The sequence below is a fragment of the Pseudomonas sp. RC3H12 genome, assembly GCF_018596375.1.
GTDB lineage: Bacteria > Pseudomonadota > Gammaproteobacteria > Pseudomonadales > Pseudomonadaceae > Aquipseudomonas.
This window is the reverse complement of sequence record NZ_CP075595.1, coordinates 2077727-2095222: the sequence shown is the minus strand read 5'-3', so window position 1 is coordinate 2095222 and position 17496 is coordinate 2077727. Positions and strand designations below refer to the sequence as shown.

General features: G+C 63.0%; 20 protein-coding genes and 1 pseudogene. 14 read left to right on the top strand and 7 right to left on the bottom strand.

All coding sequences use genetic code 11. The features are described from left to right. The first annotated feature begins 121 nt into the window (after nucleotides 1-121). Nucleotides 122-646 carry a cupin domain-containing protein gene (locus KHO27_RS09640; protein WP_214501982.1) on the top strand — a complete coding sequence of 175 codons (525 nt, stop codon included), beginning with the start codon at nucleotides 122-124 and terminating at the stop codon, nucleotides 644-646. Nucleotides 647-663: 17 nt separating this feature from the next. Here KHO27_RS09640 and KHO27_RS09635 read toward each other — a convergent pair whose 3' ends face one another. After that, the gene (locus KHO27_RS09635) at nucleotides 664-1764 is read right to left on the bottom strand and encodes a mechanosensitive ion channel family protein (RefSeq protein WP_214501684.1); all 1101 of its coding nucleotides are present in this window, start codon (nucleotides 1762-1764) and stop codon (nucleotides 664-666) included. A 262-nt stretch (nucleotides 1765-2026) separates the two neighbouring features. Here KHO27_RS09635 and KHO27_RS09630 point away from each other — a divergent pair, with 262 nt between their 5' ends. Further along, complete coding sequence (locus KHO27_RS09630; RefSeq protein ID WP_110704363.1) at nucleotides 2027-2248, top strand: hypothetical protein; 222 nt, start codon at nucleotides 2027-2029, stop codon at nucleotides 2246-2248. A gap of 243 nt (nucleotides 2249-2491) precedes the next feature. Here KHO27_RS09630 and KHO27_RS26205 read toward each other — a convergent pair. Beyond that, nucleotides 2492-2762: pseudogene (locus tag KHO27_RS26205) on the bottom strand (short chain dehydrogenase); the annotation flags it as partial. Nucleotides 2763-3057: 295 nt separating this feature from the next. Between KHO27_RS26205 and KHO27_RS09620 the strand changes: the two are divergent. Both KHO27_RS09620 and KHO27_RS09615 read left to right on the top strand, forming a co-directional pair. Then, complete coding sequence (locus KHO27_RS09620; RefSeq protein ID WP_102681973.1) at nucleotides 3058-3309, top strand: hypothetical protein; 252 nt, start codon at nucleotides 3058-3060, stop codon at nucleotides 3307-3309. 94 nt (nucleotides 3310-3403) lie between these two features. Beyond that, nucleotides 3404-3784, top strand: coding sequence for a termination factor Rho (locus KHO27_RS09615; RefSeq protein ID WP_110704365.1), 381 nt, complete (start codon nucleotides 3404-3406; stop codon nucleotides 3782-3784). Nucleotides 3785-3871: 87 nt separating this feature from the next. On the opposite strand, the gene KHO27_RS09610 is transcribed toward KHO27_RS09615, so the two are convergent. Beyond that, on the bottom strand, nucleotides 3872-4090 hold the full coding sequence (locus KHO27_RS09610) for a hypothetical protein (RefSeq protein ID WP_050705559.1): 219 nt from the start codon (nucleotides 4088-4090) through the stop codon (nucleotides 3872-3874). A 298-nt stretch (nucleotides 4091-4388) separates the two neighbouring features. On the opposite strand from KHO27_RS09610, the gene KHO27_RS09605 reads away from it, so the two are divergent. Both KHO27_RS09605 and KHO27_RS09600 read left to right on the top strand, forming a co-directional pair. Further along, nucleotides 4389-5249 carry an RNA ligase family protein gene (locus KHO27_RS09605; protein ID WP_110704367.1) on the top strand — a complete coding sequence of 287 codons (861 nt, stop codon included), beginning with the start codon at nucleotides 4389-4391 and terminating at the stop codon, nucleotides 5247-5249. A gap of 14 nt (nucleotides 5250-5263) precedes the next feature. Beyond that, a complete protein-coding gene (locus KHO27_RS09600) occupies nucleotides 5264-6409 on the top strand; it encodes an AAA family ATPase (protein WP_214501682.1) in 1146 nt (381 codons plus the stop codon). A gap of 15 nt (nucleotides 6410-6424) precedes the next feature. Here KHO27_RS09600 and KHO27_RS09595 read toward each other — a convergent pair whose 3' ends face one another. Continuing rightward, complete coding sequence (locus KHO27_RS09595) at nucleotides 6425-7357, bottom strand: cyclase family protein (RefSeq protein ID WP_110704371.1); 933 nt, start codon at nucleotides 7355-7357, stop codon at nucleotides 6425-6427. Nucleotides 7358-7672: 315 nt separating this feature from the next. Between KHO27_RS09595 and KHO27_RS09590 the strand changes: the two genes are divergently transcribed. Continuing rightward, nucleotides 7673-8806 carry a pyridoxal-phosphate-dependent aminotransferase family protein gene (locus KHO27_RS09590; RefSeq protein WP_110703462.1) on the top strand — a complete coding sequence of 378 codons (1134 nt, stop codon included), beginning with the start codon at nucleotides 7673-7675 and terminating at the stop codon, nucleotides 8804-8806. 54 nt (nucleotides 8807-8860) lie between these two features. On the opposite strand, the gene KHO27_RS26200 is transcribed toward KHO27_RS09590, so the two are convergent. Together KHO27_RS26200 and KHO27_RS09580 are read right to left on the bottom strand one after the other, a co-directional pair. Then, a complete protein-coding gene (locus KHO27_RS26200) occupies nucleotides 8861-9088 on the bottom strand; it encodes a response regulator (protein ID WP_250888435.1) in 228 nt (75 codons plus the stop codon). A gap of 37 nt (nucleotides 9089-9125) precedes the next feature. Further along, a complete protein-coding gene (locus tag KHO27_RS09580; RefSeq protein ID WP_214501681.1) occupies nucleotides 9126-10034 on the bottom strand; it encodes a LysR family transcriptional regulator in 909 nt (302 codons plus the stop codon). A gap of 178 nt (nucleotides 10035-10212) precedes the next feature. On the opposite strand from KHO27_RS09580, the gene KHO27_RS09575 reads away from it, so the two are divergent. The 3 genes from KHO27_RS09575 to KHO27_RS09565 all read left to right on the top strand — a co-directional run bounded on the left by KHO27_RS09575 (nucleotide 10213) and on the right by KHO27_RS09565 (nucleotide 12590). Continuing rightward, complete coding sequence (locus tag KHO27_RS09575; RefSeq protein ID WP_214501680.1) at nucleotides 10213-11310, top strand: alkene reductase; 1098 nt, start codon at nucleotides 10213-10215, stop codon at nucleotides 11308-11310. A 208-nt stretch (nucleotides 11311-11518) separates the two neighbouring features. After that, nucleotides 11519-11995 carry a VOC family protein gene (locus KHO27_RS09570; protein ID WP_214501679.1) on the top strand — a complete coding sequence of 159 codons (477 nt, stop codon included), beginning with the start codon at nucleotides 11519-11521 and terminating at the stop codon, nucleotides 11993-11995. 118 nt (nucleotides 11996-12113) lie between these two features. Next, nucleotides 12114-12590, top strand: a complete 477-nt coding sequence (locus KHO27_RS09565) for an Atu1372/SO_1960 family protein (RefSeq protein WP_214501678.1) — start codon at nucleotides 12114-12116, stop codon at nucleotides 12588-12590. A gap of 64 nt (nucleotides 12591-12654) precedes the next feature. Here the strand turns inward: KHO27_RS09565 and KHO27_RS09560 are convergent, their stop codons facing one another. After that, nucleotides 12655-13545 carry a LysR family transcriptional regulator gene (locus tag KHO27_RS09560; RefSeq protein WP_110703451.1) on the bottom strand — a complete coding sequence of 297 codons (891 nt, stop codon included), beginning with the start codon at nucleotides 13543-13545 and terminating at the stop codon, nucleotides 12655-12657. A 106-nt stretch (nucleotides 13546-13651) separates the two neighbouring features. Between KHO27_RS09560 and KHO27_RS09555 the strand changes: the two genes are divergently transcribed. From KHO27_RS09555 to KHO27_RS09540, 4 genes are all read left to right on the top strand, one after another. Continuing rightward, nucleotides 13652-14659: a zinc-binding alcohol dehydrogenase family protein gene (locus KHO27_RS09555; protein WP_214501677.1), complete on the top strand. Its 1008-nt coding sequence runs from the start codon at nucleotides 13652-13654 to the stop codon at nucleotides 14657-14659. A 54-nt stretch (nucleotides 14660-14713) separates the two neighbouring features. Beyond that, complete coding sequence (locus KHO27_RS09550; RefSeq protein ID WP_110703446.1) at nucleotides 14714-15886, top strand: L-dopachrome tautomerase-related protein; 1173 nt, start codon at nucleotides 14714-14716, stop codon at nucleotides 15884-15886. Nucleotides 15887-16095: 209 nt separating this feature from the next. Then, nucleotides 16096-16422, top strand: coding sequence for a putative quinol monooxygenase (locus KHO27_RS09545; protein ID WP_110703443.1), 327 nt, complete (start codon nucleotides 16096-16098; stop codon nucleotides 16420-16422). An 11-nt stretch (nucleotides 16423-16433) separates the two neighbouring features. Then, nucleotides 16434-17339, top strand: coding sequence for a glycine betaine ABC transporter substrate-binding protein (locus KHO27_RS09540; protein ID WP_110703440.1), 906 nt, complete (start codon nucleotides 16434-16436; stop codon nucleotides 17337-17339). Nucleotides 17340-17496: the final 157 nt, after the last annotated feature.

The window sequence follows — 17496 nt, the reverse complement described above, 5'->3', positions numbered from 1 at the left end:
TAGGGTCTGGACTGGGCCGCGAAGGGGAAAGTTTCACTGGATGTACCTGGTCGCCCGGCAGGAACCTCGACGCTGGCAGCGGATTCTCAAGGGTATCGCCCAACCTCATCGCGAGGCCCTCATGCTTGCCCTCGACAGCACCACCCAGCCGCAGAAGACGCTGCATTTCGCCGATGACGGCGCGACGCCGAACAGCCGCTTCGCCGTGTTGCTCTACCGCCTGCGCCTTGCACCGGCCGAGGACAACGCCGGCGCCTTCGAGGCGTTGTTCGCCGCTCACCAATGGACGCCGTTGTGGCGCGACGGCATTTTCGACTACCAGCATTTCCACCCCAATGCCCATGAGGTGCTGGGTGTCGCCTGCGGGCAGGCGCGGGTGACACTGGGCGGCGCGGGCGGCCAGACGTTGACCGTGAAAGCAGGCAATGTCCTGGTCCTGCCGGCCGGCACCGGCCATTGCTGTGTCGAGCACAGCGAGGACTTCCTGGTGGTGGGGGCTTATCCGCTTGGGCAGGAGAAGTACGATATTCAGCGGCCCGAGGACGGCGCGCACGACCAGGCGCTGGCGCGCATCGCCGCCGTGCCCCGGCCAGCGCAAGATCCGGTGACCGGCGCACGAGGCGCCCTGATGACGCTATGGCGCTGATCACCGGCCAAAGGCGTTCAGGCCTCTTTGAAGCGCAGCATGTCTTCCTGGGGTAAAGCGGTGACCTTGATCGCCCGCACCGGCACGGCAAACTTGGCGCCGATCCTGGAGAAACGCTCCAGCAGGTGGAAATTGATGGCCTGCTGGATATCCATGTACAGGTTGTAGCCGGGGTCCTTGACGATATACACGCACTCGAATTCCAGCGCCTCCTTGCCGAAGCCACGCAGGTGCGCGCGGTCGAAGCGCGCCTGGCCCTGCGCCTTGATCGCTTCCTCGATGATGACAGGAGCCTTTTTCACCGCATCGGTGGGGGTGTCATAGGACAAACCGAACTCGAAGACGATGCGTCGCTCCTGCAAGCGTTTGTAGTTCTGGATGGTGCTGCTGATCATGCTGGCATTGGCCATGACGATCTGCTCGCCACCCAGGCTGCGGATCCGCGTCGTCTTCAGCCCGACATGCTCTACCGTGCCGGCCAGGGGGCCGACGACGATGAAGTCGCCCACCTCGAAGGGCTTGTCCACGGCGATCGACAGCGAGGCGAACAGGTCGCCGAGGATGTTCTGCACCGCCAGCGCCACGGCGATGCCACCCACGCCAAGGCTGGCGACGAAGGCAGTGATGTTCACCCCCAGGTTGGACAGCATGGCCAGCACCACCACCGACCACAGCAGTACCCGCGCGCCCCAGGCCGAAAGGGTGGCCAGCGCGCTGCCTTGGTTCAGCCCCTCGTTGCCGTGCCGGGCGAAATAGCGGCGCAGGCCCAGGGCGATGGCGCGGTTGGCCCATAGACCGATCTGCAGCGCCGCCACCACGAACCACAGGCTGCCCACCCGGGCCAGCCAGCGCTCCGGCAGGTCGAGCATACCCAGGCCCACCAGCAGGGAGGCGAGCAACAGCAGGGCATTGCTGGTGCCGCCGAGCACCTTGGCCAGCACCTGGCTGAACGCGCCGTCGTGTTCGGACCAGCGGCGCACCCGCCGCTGCACGAAGCTGATCGCCGCCCGCGCCGCGACAAAGGTCAGGGTGGCGACACCCAACGCCAGCAGCAAGTTGAGGATGGAGATACCGAATAGCGTGGTATCGGTGAACAGTTCAATGATGCGGTCATTCATGAGTGGCTCGCCTCCTGGTTGCCCTCGGGGATGTGCAGCGTCCTTTCATGGGACGTCGAGGTGCGGCCAGAGGTCGATCGGATTTTCACGGCTGGGTTTATGGAACGTCTTGACCCTGCCAGCGCTCCACCGCGTTACAGCAGCTGCCATTCGTCCGACACTTGCGACTTGGCCTGAACGCCCGGGGGGTAAAGCGCCCTTATTCAAGTCGAACACGCGCTGTTTACCTTCCAATAAAAATTTTGCCCGAGGCCTTTGTAAAATGGTGACCACCCCGACCGATCTGGAAGTGGCAATGGAAATCGGCATCAGCGAAACCGAGGTCAAGCGCTATCGGGGCGATACCTTCCTGTTGGGTGACGGCGCATGGCTTGTCCACTTCGGATACACCATGCCCAAGGAATTGCGTGCGCGCCTGACCGGCAGCTTTACGCTGATCTTCAAGCCTCACATGGCAGTGAGTGACAGACGCAGACCAGGGTAGGGCGCACGCGTGCCTGGTCCGCCTACTGGCGCTTGCGTTCAAGTGCCGCCAGCACCCAGCCCGCCACGAATCCCAGGGCCAAGGCGGTTGCCAGGATGGCTGCGGGGTGGCGTTGCAGGCGCTCGACACCCGCCAGCAGACGCCGCCCCTGCACCGCTGCGAAGGCTGGGGCTTCAGGTGTCGATGGCCGCTGCCCGGGCTGTTCGACTTCACCGGCCCCCTCGTCAGGGGGCCAATGCTTGAGGCGCGACACTGCCAGGGGAGTGCCGTCCGCCAGGGTCAATACCAGGTCCTTGATCTCGCCGGCGATGCGGTTCGCGAACACCGGCTCGCCCGTGGCATCTAGGTTGTCAAAGATGAATCGCCGCCCCTCCAGCCACCCCACGGCGGTCAGCAGTTCCGGCCCCAGGTAGTACTTGCCGTCGAGGAAGAAGCCGGTGAACGGATGCACTCGCTCGAGGTTGTCCACGGCATAGCGTTCTCCCGGCTTCATGCCGGTGGCGGGATCGATCATGGCTGCACCCTCCGTGTGGCTGTAGCGCGAAAAACACGGCCGTCCTTATCCAGGTCGACCGGATCCGGAAGCCTATCGATACGGACATCGCGGGTACCGCGACAGATCAAAGCTCTCATGGGTTGGATCTCCTGCGCACTGTGGTGACGGGTCTATGCAGGGGAATCCAGGGAGCGCGGTAAAGTTCAGGCGCAGATCACCAGTGGCATTGCGTTGTGGTGACCATCCAGGCGGCTGGACGGAACCTCGTACGGCGCGCAGCCATCTTCCGTAAAAGAAAGCAGGGCGGCCCGCGATGAATGCCTTCAGCGACCCGATGACCCCGGCGCAATGCCGGCTGGCAGCAGTCAACCGCTGGTTCGACACCTACGACAACCACGCCCTGCGTCGGCATTGTCCAAGCACCTACCACGACGAACTGTTGCGCCAGGCCGATGAGATGGATCGGCAGCGGTTGATCGACTGGACCGAGTGGCGCGACCTGCGCCGGCTTGCCGATCGTGCGTTCGTGAAGGCGGTGGCAGGTGCGGACTATCACGTTGAATAGAACCTGCTGTGGCCGACCATTCGTCCTGTCGATCGCACTTCGGGCGTGGCAATCATTTCAACCGTTCAGCCAAACTCACTCAGGAGTGAACGACATGCCCCGTGGAGACAAAGGCAAGTACACCGAGAAACAGAAGCGCAAGGCCGAACACATCGAGCAAAGCTACGAGCACAAGGGCCTGTCCAAGGACGAGGCCGAGGCTCGCGCCTGGGCTACCGTCAACAAGCAGTCCGGCGGCGGTGACAAGGCCGGTGGGTCGGGCAGCAAGACATCGCCGAGCGAAAAGAAGACAGCACGCGCCGATTCGGCCAAGCGGGCGGCGCAAACGCGTCAGGGCCATGCGCGTGAGTCAGGTGCGTCGCTGGGTACGCAAACCAAGGAAAGCCTCATGAAAGAGGCGCGAAGCAAAGATATCAAGGGGCGTTCGAGCATGACCAAGGCGCAACTGGTCGAGGCACTGCGCAATAAAGGCTGAGGCGGTACTGATCGGCCGATAACGGTTCCAGGCTTGGAGGAGGGCGGCCATGCGCTGCGAGGCGAGGTGCCTAGCCGCCCGGATGCTTCAGTCCTTGCTGGCGTTGAGCTTGCGCAGCTCTTCGTAAGTGGCGGACTGGACGAACCAGAAGCCGGAGACGATGCACCATCCGAGGCTGCCGGCCACGAAGACACCCAGGGCTGGCAGGAATCCGCCGGTGAACAGGGTGATGAGCGCGAACAGCCAGATAACGGCCAGGGAGATGTAGAGAACGATGTTGTTGACGCTGATGACGAAGTCTTTCACGAAGCGTATTCCTTGCGGGATATCAAAAAATTGCCCCTCCAGGGGCGCGCAGATGCTATCACATTGCTGCTATTGAGGGCTTGACCCGCGACTGATACCTGCTGTTGAATATGCGCCCTCGAATCCCCGCAACCTTTCCCCAAAGTGGTGAAGCCAGTGCCCTGCGCCATCAAACACGCCTGATACCGACGACGGTCCATCGTGCCTGATGGCTGCCCGTGCCTGCGCGCGGCGGCGCTTCACTCTCGTACCTGCCTGATCCTGTCGTCGGTTTTTCCCTGTTTCCAAGGAGAAACCCATGACTATGGATTTTCGTGCCGACGCACATTCCCTCGAACTGCTCAAATACCCCCGCACAGCGCATCTGCAAGGCTCGCGTCTGCAGGACGGCGACAGCGATACCGGCCAGGTGGCCTATGGCTCGTTGGTTGGCCAATGGCTGGTGGTGGAAGAGAAACTCGACGGCGCCAACGCCGGCATCAGCTTTACCAACGGCGGTGAGCTACGCCTGCAATCGCGTGGCCATTACCTCAGCGGCGGAGGCCGCGAGCGCCAGTTCAACCTGTTCAAGCAATGGGCCGTGGCCCACGAGCACTGGTTGCTGGAGCGTCTTGAAGACCGCTTCGTGCTGTATGGCGAGTGGCTGCACAAGAAGCACTCGGTGTTCTACGACCACCTGCCGCATTTCTTCTGCGAGTTCGACGTGTGGGACCGCGCCACAGGCCAGTTCCTGTCCACCGCGGCGCGCCGACATCTGCTCGCGGACGGCCCGGTGCTGTCGGTACCGGTACTGTACGAAGGCCCGGCACCGCGCCGCTACGCCGAGCTGATGGCATTGCTCGGCGACTCGCTGGCCAAGACCGCGCGCTGGCGCGATGTGTTCGAGCAGGTGGTACGCCGCGAAGGCCTCGACCTGGCCCGCGCCTGGCGCCAATGCGACCGCTCGAGCCGCATGGAGGGGCTGTACCTGAAGCTCGAAGACGAGCGCCAGACCCTGGGCCGGCTCAAGTGGGTGCGCCAGGACTTTGTCCAGGCCATCCTCGACGCCGACCAGCACCATGCCAACCAACCGTTCATACCCAATCAACTGGCCGCAGGCGTCGATCTCTACGCACCGCGCCTGTCCCTGGACTGGCACGGCGAACGCCGCGGCTACTGAAGGAGCTTCCCGAAATGGATATTCGCCAACTGCAACAACTGGTGCCCGACCCCGGGCACGACATGGACTGCGCCGCTTGCCTTGCGGCCATCCCGGCCCTGGCACGCCTGGCCGACACTCCGCAGGATCCGACCTATCATGCCGAGGGCGATGTGTGGGTCCATACCCGCCTGGTGGTCGAGGCGTTGCTGGCGCAGAGCGCCTACCGCGACGCCAGCGCCGAGCAGCGCTTCGTGCTGTTCTTTGCAGCCCTGTTGCATGATATCGCCAAGCCCGACACCACGGTGATCGACCCGCAGACCGGGCGCATCGGCCAACCCGGCCACTCGCGCCGGGGCACGGTGGATGCACGCCTGCTGCTGTGGCGTGCTGGCGTGCCGTTCGCGCTGCGCGAACAGATCTGCCGGATCATCAGCGTGCATCAACTGCCGTTCTTCGCCCTGCAGGGCGACCGCAGCGGACGCAGCGCGGAGTTTCTGCTGCACAAGCTGTCGTGGGAGCTGCCGGTGTGGATGCTCTGCGCCATGGCCGAGGCCGACATGCAGGGCCGCCACTATGCTGGCAAGGCCGATGTGCTGACCGCCATCGAACTGTGGCGCGAACTGGCGGCAGAGGAGGGGTGTTTGTACGGCCCACGGCCGTTTGCCGACGACTACACGCGCATTCAGTACCTGCGTGGCGCCCGCGTGCACCCGGACTACGCGCTGCACGAACCCCAGGGCTCCCCGGTGGTGATGCTCTCCGGGCTGCCGGCCAGCGGCAAGGACACCTGGACTGCCCGACACCACCCGGACCTGCCGGTGGTGTCGTTCGACGACGCGCGCCAGGCCCTGGGCCTGCGCCACGGCCAGAACGAAGGCGCCGCCGCGCACTACGCCATCGACCGGGCCAAGGCGCTGCTGCGCGAGCGCAGGCCCTTCGTGTGGAACTCGACGCACTTGTCGGCGCAAATGCGCAGCCGGACGCTGGACTTGCTGTACGGCTACGGGGCGCAGGTGGAGATCGTCTACCTGGAGTGGCCGGAGGAGGAGATCATGCAGCGTAACCAGCGCCGGGATACATCGCTGCGCAATGACGATATACGGCGGATGATGTTCAAGTGGGAGGTGCCGTTGCCGACGGAGGCGCATCGGGTGAGGTATGAGGTGGTGACGGGGTGAGTGGCACCCGATCGATCAGTAGATGGCCACCGGGTTGATGTTGACCTGGGTCGAGCCCTTGTAAAGCGGCTGGCCCAGCACGAACAGGAACTCGAAGGCCTTGTCGCGTACCAGTGCGCGGGTGTCGATCAGCTCCAGGTTGTAGATGCCGCGCTTGGCGAGCATGAACTGATTGACTGGGAACTCCTCGCCAGTGGGGTTCGGGTAGACCTCCGAAGCCCAGGTGTCGCCGCCGAAGGCGACGATGCCCTGGTCGGCCAGCCACTCGGCCGCCGGTAGGTCGATACCTGGTTCGGTCGCGAGAAACTGCTGGTTGTCCTTACCGATCAGCTCCAGCCAGCCCGTGTTGAACAGCACCACGTCGCCCTTGCGCAGGGTGATGCCTTGCCGTTTCAGCACCGTCTTGATGTCGTTGACGGTGAACGACGTACCGCCCGGCACGATGGCCTTGCCGTAATACGCGGTCATGTCCAGTACCACGCCACGGGTGACCATCGGCGGCACTTTTTCGACACCGAGCTTGGTCACGCCTTCGACGGTTACGAAGTCGGCGGCCTTGTTGCCGTTGTAGTAGACGTTGTCGATGCCGATATGGCCGATGCCGTTGAGCTGGGTGCCGACGCCGGTCCAGCCGTTGACCAACTCGTCGTTGAAGCTGAACGTGTTCTTGCCCAGGGTCTGGCCGGCCTGTTCGCCGGGCTGGATGTTGTAGAGGTGGAAGCTGCGGTGGCGGAAAGCGGGCAGGTCCTTGCTGACGGGGACGGCGAGGGGGTAGGCCTTGCCGGTTTTGACCAGGCTGATGGCTTGCTTGACCACCTCGGGGGTGAGGAGGTTGGCGGCGCCGATTTCGTCGTTTGGACCGTAGGGGGAGGATTGCCAGTTGGCGGCCAGGGTGGATTGGGTGGTGGCCAAGGCTAGGGTGAGTACCAGGGGTTTGAAATAGTGCAATTTGTGGGCTCCTGAACGGGGAATGGTGTCAGGGGCGGATTTTGGGTGGAGGTGGGGGCGAGAAAAAGTGGTGGGTGGGACAAGGAGTTTTGCGTGTGGGGCAAGGAAGTGGACATTGCTGGAAGCCGTTGCCACTCCAACCAGTGGACGCTTGATGTAAATGTGGCTCATTCGATGGCGGGGCGTGATTGTCGCCAAGATGAAGAGGTCGGCCAGGGGCAACGCTGGCGATTGCGGTGGGCCTGATCCCTTGTCATTTGCAATAGCTTAGGGCAGGGTCGATGCCAAGGACAACTCTGCCAAAGGAGCCACACCATGTCGAAGATATATCCCGCTATCGATCCCGAGGGGCTGGTCGAGTATTCGGTGGTCTACACGGACCGCTCGCTCAACCACATGTCCCAGTCGTTTCAGGGGGTGATGAAGAACATTTCAACCACCCTGAAACAGGTCTACAACGCCCAGGCGGTTGCGGTGATCCCGGGCAGTGGCACGTTCGGCATGGAAGCGGTAGCCCGGCAGTTTGCCACCGGCCAGCAATGCCTGGTGCTACGTAACGGCTGGTTCAGCTATCGCTGGAGCCAGATCCTTGAGATGGGCAATATCCCGGCGGCCACAACGGTGCTCAAAGCCCGGCCGGTTGAAACGGGGCGCCAGGCTGCCTACGCCCCGGCCCCTCTGGAAGAAGTGTTGGCGGCCATTGAGTCGCAGAAACCGCAGATTGTCTTCGCCCCCCACGTTGAAACCTCATCAGGGATCATCCTGCCCGATGAGTACCTGCGGGCCGTGGGCGACGCCGTGCATGCGGTGGGTGGCCTGTTCGTGCTGGACTGTATCGCCTCTGGCGCGATTTGGGTTGATATGGACAAATGCGCGGTCGACCTGCTGATCAGCGCACCGCAGAAAGGCTGGAGCGCCTCACCTTGCTGCGCCCTGGTGATGCTCAGCGCTTTGGCCCTCGAGCGCATTGAATCGACGCAAAGCACCAGCTTTGCCTGCGACTTGAAGAAGTGGCTTCAGATCATGCAGGCCTATGAGCAGGGCGGCCACGCCTACCATGCGACCATGCCCAGCGATGCCCTGGCGCGATTCAACGAAGTGATGAAAGAGATGCAGGCCTACGGTTTCGACAAGGTCTGCGACGAACAGCAGGCCCTGGGTGATCGGGTACGCGCGATGATGACCCGCAAAGGCATCAAGAGCGTGGCCGCAGCAGGCTTTCAGGCCCCTGGCGTGGTGGTGAGCTACACCGATGACGCCGATATCAAGAGTGGTAAGAAGTTTGCCAGCCACGGCCTGCAGATTGCCGCCGGCGTGCCGTTGCAATGCGACGAGCCGGCCGACTTCCAGACCTTCCGCATCGGCCTGTTCGGGCTCGAAAAGCTGCACAATCTCGAGCGCACGGTCAGCACCCTTGAGCAGACGCTGGACGAGGTGATGGTTAACTAAGCGCACGGTTGGAGAACCTGCCATGACAACTCTTTCAGGCAGTCATGGACAACGTCATGGTCCATCGTGCGCTGGCAACGTTGGATGTGCTGGTACTCGCGCTGGTACTGGTCGGTGTTCGGTGCTCAAGGGGCTGCGGAAGTACCTTTCAGCTGACTTGCGCAGTTCACCGAGCACCTGGAAACCATCCATCTCCGGCATGGTGATATCGAGGATGATCAGGTCGGGCAGGCTGCTCCTGGCCAGCAGGGTATATGGCTTGGCAGTGTGCGCGGTGGACATGGTGACGACGCCTGTTCGGACTTGAGCGGCAGGCAGCCTACCCCTGCGTCCCGGCCAACGACGTGCAGCGTTCGCGTAGAAAGGCCTGAAGGACCCTGACCCGTTCACTGACCTGAACCCTGTGCGGGCACATCAGGTAGACCGGCGCAGGCTCTCCCTGCCAGTCGGCGAACAAGACGCGCAACCTCCCGGCACGCACATCCGTGACGACATCGAGCCATGCCTTGTACACGATCCCATGCCCGGCAAGCGCCCAGCGCCTGGCAACTTCGCCATCATCGCTGCGATAGTCGCCGCGGACCTTGACCTCGCAGACCTCGTCACCATGGCTGAAACGCCAGACATCGTAGGGACGCCCATGACGCTGGTAGATGATCGCCGAGTGGGCGGCCAGCGTCTGAGGTGATGCAGGCTCCCCCTGACGGGCAAGGTAGGCGGGGCTGGCGCAGGCGACCCGATGATGCGCCTCCAGCACCGGCAAGGCCACCAGGCTTGAATCGACCGGGACGCCGAACCGCAGGGCGACATCCACCGGTTCGCCGAACAGGTTGTTGGGGCGGTCATTGAGCAACAGATGCATCTGCAGGTGTGGGTGCGAGACGCGCAACTCATCCAACCAACCCAGCAGTACACTGCGGCCGAAGTCTGAAGGTGCCGCCAGTTGCAATACTCCGGCCAGACCCTGCTGCCCCCCGCGAATCGCCCGTTCTCCTTCGTCCAATGCTGCCAGGGCAAGCCGCGCAGCCTCCAGATAGCGCTCACCCTCCACAGTCAGGCGCTGCTGGCGCGTCGAGCGGGCGAACAGGCGAACCCCCAGGCGCGACTCCAGGCGCTTGAGCGTGAGGCTGGCTGCCGCAGGGCTGATGTCCAGCTCACGCGCCGCGGCCGAGAGGCTACCGGCTTCGGCGGTTCTGACCAGCACTTTCAACTCAGCCAGCCCATGCATTTGTAAGCATCCCTTAAAAGTCATGTGCCAAAAGCCATATTTATCGCACATTTCCAATAAATGATCATGCAGACACCGACAGAGCGCGACGATGTCGCCCCATGTCTCTCGCTTTCAAGTTCGACCACATATGACTACCAGCACCCCAGCCAAGCCCCCATCTGACCAGGAGCCTCCCATGTCCAGCCCGCAGCAACTCTTCACCCCATACGAACTCGGCGCCCTCACGCTGCCCAACCGCATCGTCATGGCGCCGATGACCCGCTCACGCAGCACCCAGCCTGGAGACGTGGCCAATGCGATGATGGCGGATTATTACGCCCAACGCGCCAGCGCCGGGCTGATCATCAGCGAGGCGACGCAGATCAGCCCCCAGGGCAAGGGTTACAGCTTCACCCCTGGTATCTACAGCGTCGAGCAAGTGGCAGGCTGGCGACAAGTCACCGATGCCGTGCATGCCAAGGGTGGGCGCATGTTCCTGCAGTTGTGGCATGTAGGACGGATGTCCCACGCCAGCTTCCACGACGATGGCCAGCCGGTGGCACCCTCCGCGCTGCGTGCCGATGCGCAGGTATGGGTGGTCGGTGACGATGGGGTAGGGCGGATGGTCGATGTCAGCGAGCCACGCGCCTTGAACCAGGAGGATATCCAGGCGGTGATCGAAGATTATCGCCTCGCCGCCCGGCATGCGCGCGAAGCCGGGTTCGATGGGGTCGAGATCCACGCCGGCAACGGCTATCTGATCGACCAGTTTTTGCGCACCACCTCGAACCTGCGCAATGACGCGTATGGCGGCAGCCGCGAGAACCGTATCCGTTTCCTGATCGACGTCACCCGTGCCGTCGCCGGGGAGATCGGCGCGCAATGTACCGGTGTACGCCTGGCCCCCTTTATCACCGCCCGTGGCATGAACTGCCCGGACGTGATCCCTACCATTCTTCAGGCTGCCCAGACGCTCGACACCTTGGGTATCGCCTATTTGCACCTGGCTGAAGCGGATTGGGACGACGCACCGCAGATTCCGCAACCCTTCCGCCATCAACTGCGCCGCGAATTCAGCGGTGCGATCATCGTGGCCGGGCGCTATACCCTGACGCGCGGCCAGGCGCTGCTCGATGCCGGTCTGGTGGACCTGGTTGCCTTCGGCCGTCCCTTCGTCGCCAACCCTGACTTCCCCGCGCGGCTGCAACATGACTGGCCGCTGGCCGAGTTCGAGGGCAGCCGCCTGTTCGGCGGGGACGAAGTGGGTTACAGCGACTATCCCGCCTATCAGTGACGTGGCGAACGAAGATAAGCGGTGCGTCGAGCCGGATGATTGTCGCTTGTGCAATGAAAGTGTTCATGGGCAGGGCTGATTAATCCCGGGCACTGAGCACGCCAGACTCGACACGCGCAATGCCGGTCTCCAACACGATGTACCGGTGCGATGAGCCGCGTGTTCCAACGGCTCGCTTATTGGCATTACCCCCAATCCGGAGGATTTCATGGGCATCCTTAAACTCGACCATTTCACCATCCGCACCCCGCTCTGGGTAGAAACCGCAGCGTTCTTCGAGCACGTGATCGGCCTGGTGCCAGGGCCCCGGCCGGGGTTTCTTTTCCCGGGTTACTGGATGTATGCCGGTGACCAGCCGCTGTTGCACATCGCCAGTGTCCAGGGCGACCCAAAGGAACTGCAGATGTACCTGGGCGACAAGCCAGGCGGGTATGGATCGGGTTCGCTCGATCATGTGTCGCTGCGTTGCGAGGGACTGGTGCAAGTCCAGGCACGATTGCAATCCCTGGGTATTGCGTTTCGTGAACGCGTCATACCACAAATCGGCGAACACCAACTGTTTCTCGAGGACCCTAACGGCATAACCATCGAGATGATCTTCGACTACGTGCCGGGTAGCCGAATCGTTGGCCAGAGCATGCCGCACCTTGAGATTGAAGCGCCTCACACCGTCAGCCCAGATTGAACGCCGTTGGTTCGACAAGGATCTGCGGCGACCTGCCTCCTGCTTGAGTTTTCCTCGGCATGGCGTCCAGGCGCGCCTTGCGCGTGCTTGACAATAACAACAGCACAAGGACCTCACCATGAACATGCTCGACACGCCCGAATCACGCCTGCAAGCTGCCGGCCTGACTTTGCCCAGCCCGGCACCGGCACTGGGCAACTATGTACCCTGGAGCATTGTCGGCAATACGCTGATGACGTCTGGGCAGTTTCCCTGGGTCGATGGGCAACTGCAGTACCGAGGCCGCCTGGGGCGCGATCTCGACCTCGGCCAAGGCTATGCGGCCTGCCGCTTGGCGGCGTTGAACGCGATCGCACAGCTCAAGGATGCGGTGGGTGAATTGAGCCGGATCCGTCAGATTTACAGGCTCGAAGGCGTGCTCAATGTGGCCGAGGACTTCTACGATCATCCCAAGGCGCTGGATGGTGCTTCGGACCTGTTGGTGGAGGTCTTCAACGAGCGAGCCCGTCACACACGCATGATCTGGTCCAACCCCGTGATGCCCATGGACGGCTTCTGCCTGGTGTACCTGTTCGCTGAAATCGATGCCCAGTGAACGGGAGCCCTGATCATGATCCAGGCCAACAAACTGTTCTTCGCCAGTTGCCTGTTCCCGTTGATCAGTCGCGCTCGAGCCCGGCGAAGCGGCACGACAACCAGGCGTGCAACTGCCTCACCGCAGGCGACAACTGCTTGCGGTGCGGGCACACCAGGCTCAGCGGCATGATCGGCCCGGGGTGATCCTGCAACAGTACGACGAGTCGTCCGGCCAGCACGTCGTCGCTCACATCCAGCCAGGATTTGTAGGTGATCCCTTCGCCGGCCACGGCCCAGCGCCGGGCGATATCGGCATCGTCGCAGAGCAGGGCGCCACGCACCTGGACGGTCTGTGCCCCCAGTTGCCACTTGTCGTAGATCCGGCCCTGCTGCATGTACAGCAGGCACTGGTGTTCGCGCAGGTCTTCGGGGGCCTGCACCGCACCTTGCCGCGCCAGGTACTCGGGTGAGGCCACTAGCACCTTGCGGTTCCAAGGCGCCAGTGGCAGGGCGATATAGTTGGCGTCGGCGTTAAGGCCGTAGCGGATGGCGATATCCACCGGGTCACGGAACAGATCGGCGATCTGGTCGGAGAGAAAGAAGCGCAGGTTCAGCTGCGGGTGTTCGCGACGAAACGCCGTGAGCCAGGGCAGCAGCACGTTACGCCCCAGATCGGAGGGCGCGGCCACCTGCAATGTTCCGCTCAACTGGGCGCTTTCCCGATTCAGGTTGTCCCGCCCGTGTCGGAGGGCTTCCAGGGCCGCCAGGGCAGAAGGCAGGTACTGCTCGCCCTCGGCCGTCAGGCGCAGGCTGCGCGTAGTTCGGGCGAACAGCCGCACATCCAGCTCACGCTCCAGGCGCTTGACCGCCTCGGCCGCCTGGCCGGGCAACAAATCGGCCTCGTGAGCCGCCGCGGTAAAACTGCCCAGCGCGGCGCTGCGAACGAAGATGCCCAGGTCGTCGAGACGGATCATTATCACTCCTGCAATGAAAGTGTTCACGGGCAGGGCCCGTTTTTCCCAAGGACCGGACACGCCAGACTGGATTCACGAATCAAACCATATCCAGTAGCGAGTGCCTATGAAAGCGATCAGTTTCATCCACAACGGCTTGCCTATTGAAGACCCTGCGTCTCTTCAAGACATCTTTATGCCCAGGCCGAACCCTGGGCCAAGGGACCTTCTGGTCGAGGTCAAGGCCGTGTCGGTCAACCCCGTCGACACCAAGGTGCGCGCTGGCACTTTCACCCGTGAGCCGAAAATACTTGGCTGGGACGCGGCCGGGATCGTCCGTGAAGTCGGGCCGCAGGTGACCCTGTTCAAGCCAGGTGACCAGGTGTACTACGCAGGTTCCATCGCCAGGCCCGGCAGCTACAGCGAATATCACCTGGTCGACGAACGTATCGTTGGGCATCAACCACGCAGTCTGGGTGCAGCGCAGGCAGCTGCGCTGCCGCTGACAGCCATCACCGCCTGGGAACTGTTGTTCGATCGCCTGGGTATCGTGGAGAGCGGCGGAGAGGGCGATGCCCTGCTGATCGTCGGCGCCGCCGGCGGCGTCGGTTCGATGCTGGTGCAGTTGGCCCGGCAACTGACCCGCCTCACGGTTATCGGCACGGCCTCCCGCGCCGAGACCGCAGACTGGGTGCGCGAACTGGGCGCCCATCACGTCATCGACCACAGTGCGCCGCTGCAAGGGCAACTGCGTGCCCTGGGGATCGAGTCGGTCAGCCATGTCGCCAGCCTCACCCATACCGATCAGCACTTCGCGCAACTGGTTGAAGTGCTGCGGCCGCAAGGCCGCCTGGGTGTGATCGACGACCCGCAGACCCTCGATGTCATGCCGCTCAAGCGCAAGTCGCTGTCATTGCACTGGGAGTTGATGTTCACCCGCTCGCTGTACGAGACCGACGACATGGTGTGCCAGCACGCGCTGCTTGAGCGCGTGGCCGGGCTGATCGACCAGGGCATCCTGCGCACCACTCTGGGCGAGCATTTCGGAGCCATCAACGCCGCCAACATGCGCCGTGCCCATGCGTTGGTCGAGAGTGGCAAGGCGCGCGGCAAGATAGTTCTGGAAGGCTTCTGAAACCTATTTGACAGACAACGGCGGACCGGCCGATCCGGTCCGCCAGGAGCAAGCATGCTTAAACAAACCGTGTTTCTCTGCGCCGCACTGACGGCAGGTATGTCCTCTGCGCAGGTTATCGATGCCAATGCGCTTTCTGCGCATGCGCCCGCAGAGCGGGCATTCGGCAAGCTCGAGCAGGTCCATGCATTCCATGACGCCATGCCGACAGGCGTCACCGTCGCCGAAACCGGGCGCATCTTCGTCAACTATCCGCGCTGGGGCGACAAGGTCCCTTTCACCGTTGGCGAGCTTCGTGACGGCGAGGTCCGGCCTTTTCCGGACCTGTCGTTGAATCAGGAGGACCCGAAGGACCCCGCAAAGGGATTGATAAGCGTGCAGAGCGTGGTGGCCGATGGCCGGGGCCGCGTCTGGCTGCTGGACACTGCGGCACCGGGGTTTCAGACGCCGCGCCCTGGTGGCGCGAAGCTGATCGCGGTCGACCTGGCGAGCAATCGAATCGTCAAGCGGCTGGTGTTCCCGGAAAACGTGATGTTGCCCAGCACCTACGTCAATGACATGCGCTTTGATTTTCGCCATGGCGCCGAAGGCACGGTCTATGTGACCGACTCCTCGCTGCGCGGTCCAGGGGCGATCATCGTGATGGACATCGCCAGCGGGCGCGCCGAGCGCCGTCTCAGTGGTGCCCTCTCGACCTCCGTGGCACCAGGCTTTGTTCCGGTAGTCGAGGGGACACCGCTGATGGCGAGCCAGCCGGACGGCACATCGAAACCATTGTCGGTGGCGTCCGATGGTATCGCCTTGTCAGCCGATGGTCAGACGCTCTACTTCACGCCGCTGTCGAGCCGGCACTTGTATGCCGTGTCCACCGCCTTGTTGCGCGACCCTGCCATCAGCGAGCAACGGCTTGCCGCAGCCGTGGAGGACCTCGGTGAAAAGGGCGCTTCCGATGGGATGGAGGCCGACGCCGAGGGCGCTGTCTATGCCGGCGATTACGAGCATAACGCCATCCGCAAGCGCTGGCCGGACGGGCGCTGGCAGACGCTGGTGCATGATCCGCGACTGCTTTGGCCCGATACCCTGTCGATCGGGCCGGATGGCTACCTGTACTTCATCGCCAACCAACTGCACCGCCAGGCGTTGTTCCAAGGCGGGCGGGACCTGCGGCAGAAACCCTATGCCTTGATGCGCCTGAAGATCAATGCGGCGCCGGCACCGACCCATTGAGCACTTGTTGATCGTCAGTGAACCCAACTTGCTCTACCGCTATACCAGCAAGCCACGGGCGACACAGATGTGATCGGTATTTTCACTGCAGCCGTGAAAGTGTTGACGCGCAGTCCAGGTTACTCCGGGCGAGCTGCCCGCAGACACTGACACACACCTCAAGGCAGGCCTTACCGCGCCTGCCTTGGACAACCGACCAGGAGCACGATATGAACCGACAGGATCACCCCCTTGTTTCCCTTGCCATCCTCAAGGCCAGGCAGGGCCAGGCACCGGCACTGAAAGCGGCCTTGCTGGCCTTGATCGAGCCAACCCGAGCGGAGCCCGGCAACCGCGACTACATGCTGTTCGAACGCAGCGACGAGCCCGGGACGTTCTACATGCGCGAGGCGTTCGACCACCAGCAGGCCCTGGACACGCACCTGGCCACCGCACACTTCCAGCGTTTTGCCGAGCAGGCCGACCAGCTGTTGGCGGAGCCCTTGCAACTGATTTTTCTTGACCCGGTTTCATCTGCCGTTGCGCCCCATCCCTGAGGGGGCAGGCAATGCGACCGGTCAAGCGCAGACAATTCATCCAGGCCCTGGCCACTGTGGCTTTGCTGCCAGCGGCATTGGCGCGTGGGCATATGCAAGAGAGAAGGGCAAACATGGTCAGGCTCGGCGTCACCGACTTGTCTTTTCACCATGCCACAGCAGCGGTCGTGGCCCTGGTGTTGCAACGCATGGGCTTCGTGGTGGAGCGCTCCAGCGCGCCTCACGAGCGCAACTTCGAGCGGCTGCGCGAGGGCGCGATCGACATGCTCGCGTCGGCGTGGATACCTTCAAGCCATGGACTTTACAAGGCACAGGTGGAGGAACAGATAGCAACCCGTGAGCTGGGGCTGCATTACACGCCCTATGCATTATGGGGGGTTCCCGATTATGTACCGGAATCGATGGTCGCGTCGGTGGAGGACCTGCTTGACCCCAGCGTCAGCGCACGCATGCACAAACAGATTCAAGGTATAGGGGCGGGCGCCGGCATTACCCGCTTCTCCCTGAAAATGATGGTCGACTATGACCTGGTGAGTGCCGGGTACAGTTTCCGTACCGGGACCCAGGAGCAATGCGTCGCCGCCTATGAGCAACTGGTGCGTGAGGGCAAGTGGGGAATAGTGCCGCTCTGGCACCCGCAGTTCCTGCATCACAGCTATCGGATCCGCGAGCTCAAGGACCCCAAGGGTTTGCTGGGCAGTGTTGACCGGGCCGTATTGCTCGCACGGGACGACCGGCTATCGGGTTTCAGTGCCGCACAGCTGCAGGTGCTCGACAACATCCGCCTGGACAACACCATCGTGGCCGAGCTCGACCACGCCATCAACCGCTGCGGCGCGAGCCCTGACGAAGCAGCGCGCGCCTGGTTCGAGAAGCACCCGCAGGTGCTGGCTTCGTGGTTACGGCCAGTGTCCTGAATCCAGGGGCGTTGCACGGCTCCTAATCGACGACACGGTTTTGACAGATCGTCCCCTGATTACACGGATCATGCGCAACTGGCGTCGGGCCTTTCGGCGAGGCTGCAGAGGAGGGCGCTCAAGACCCGGAATGGGGTGGCCGCTGCGCTATCAGCGG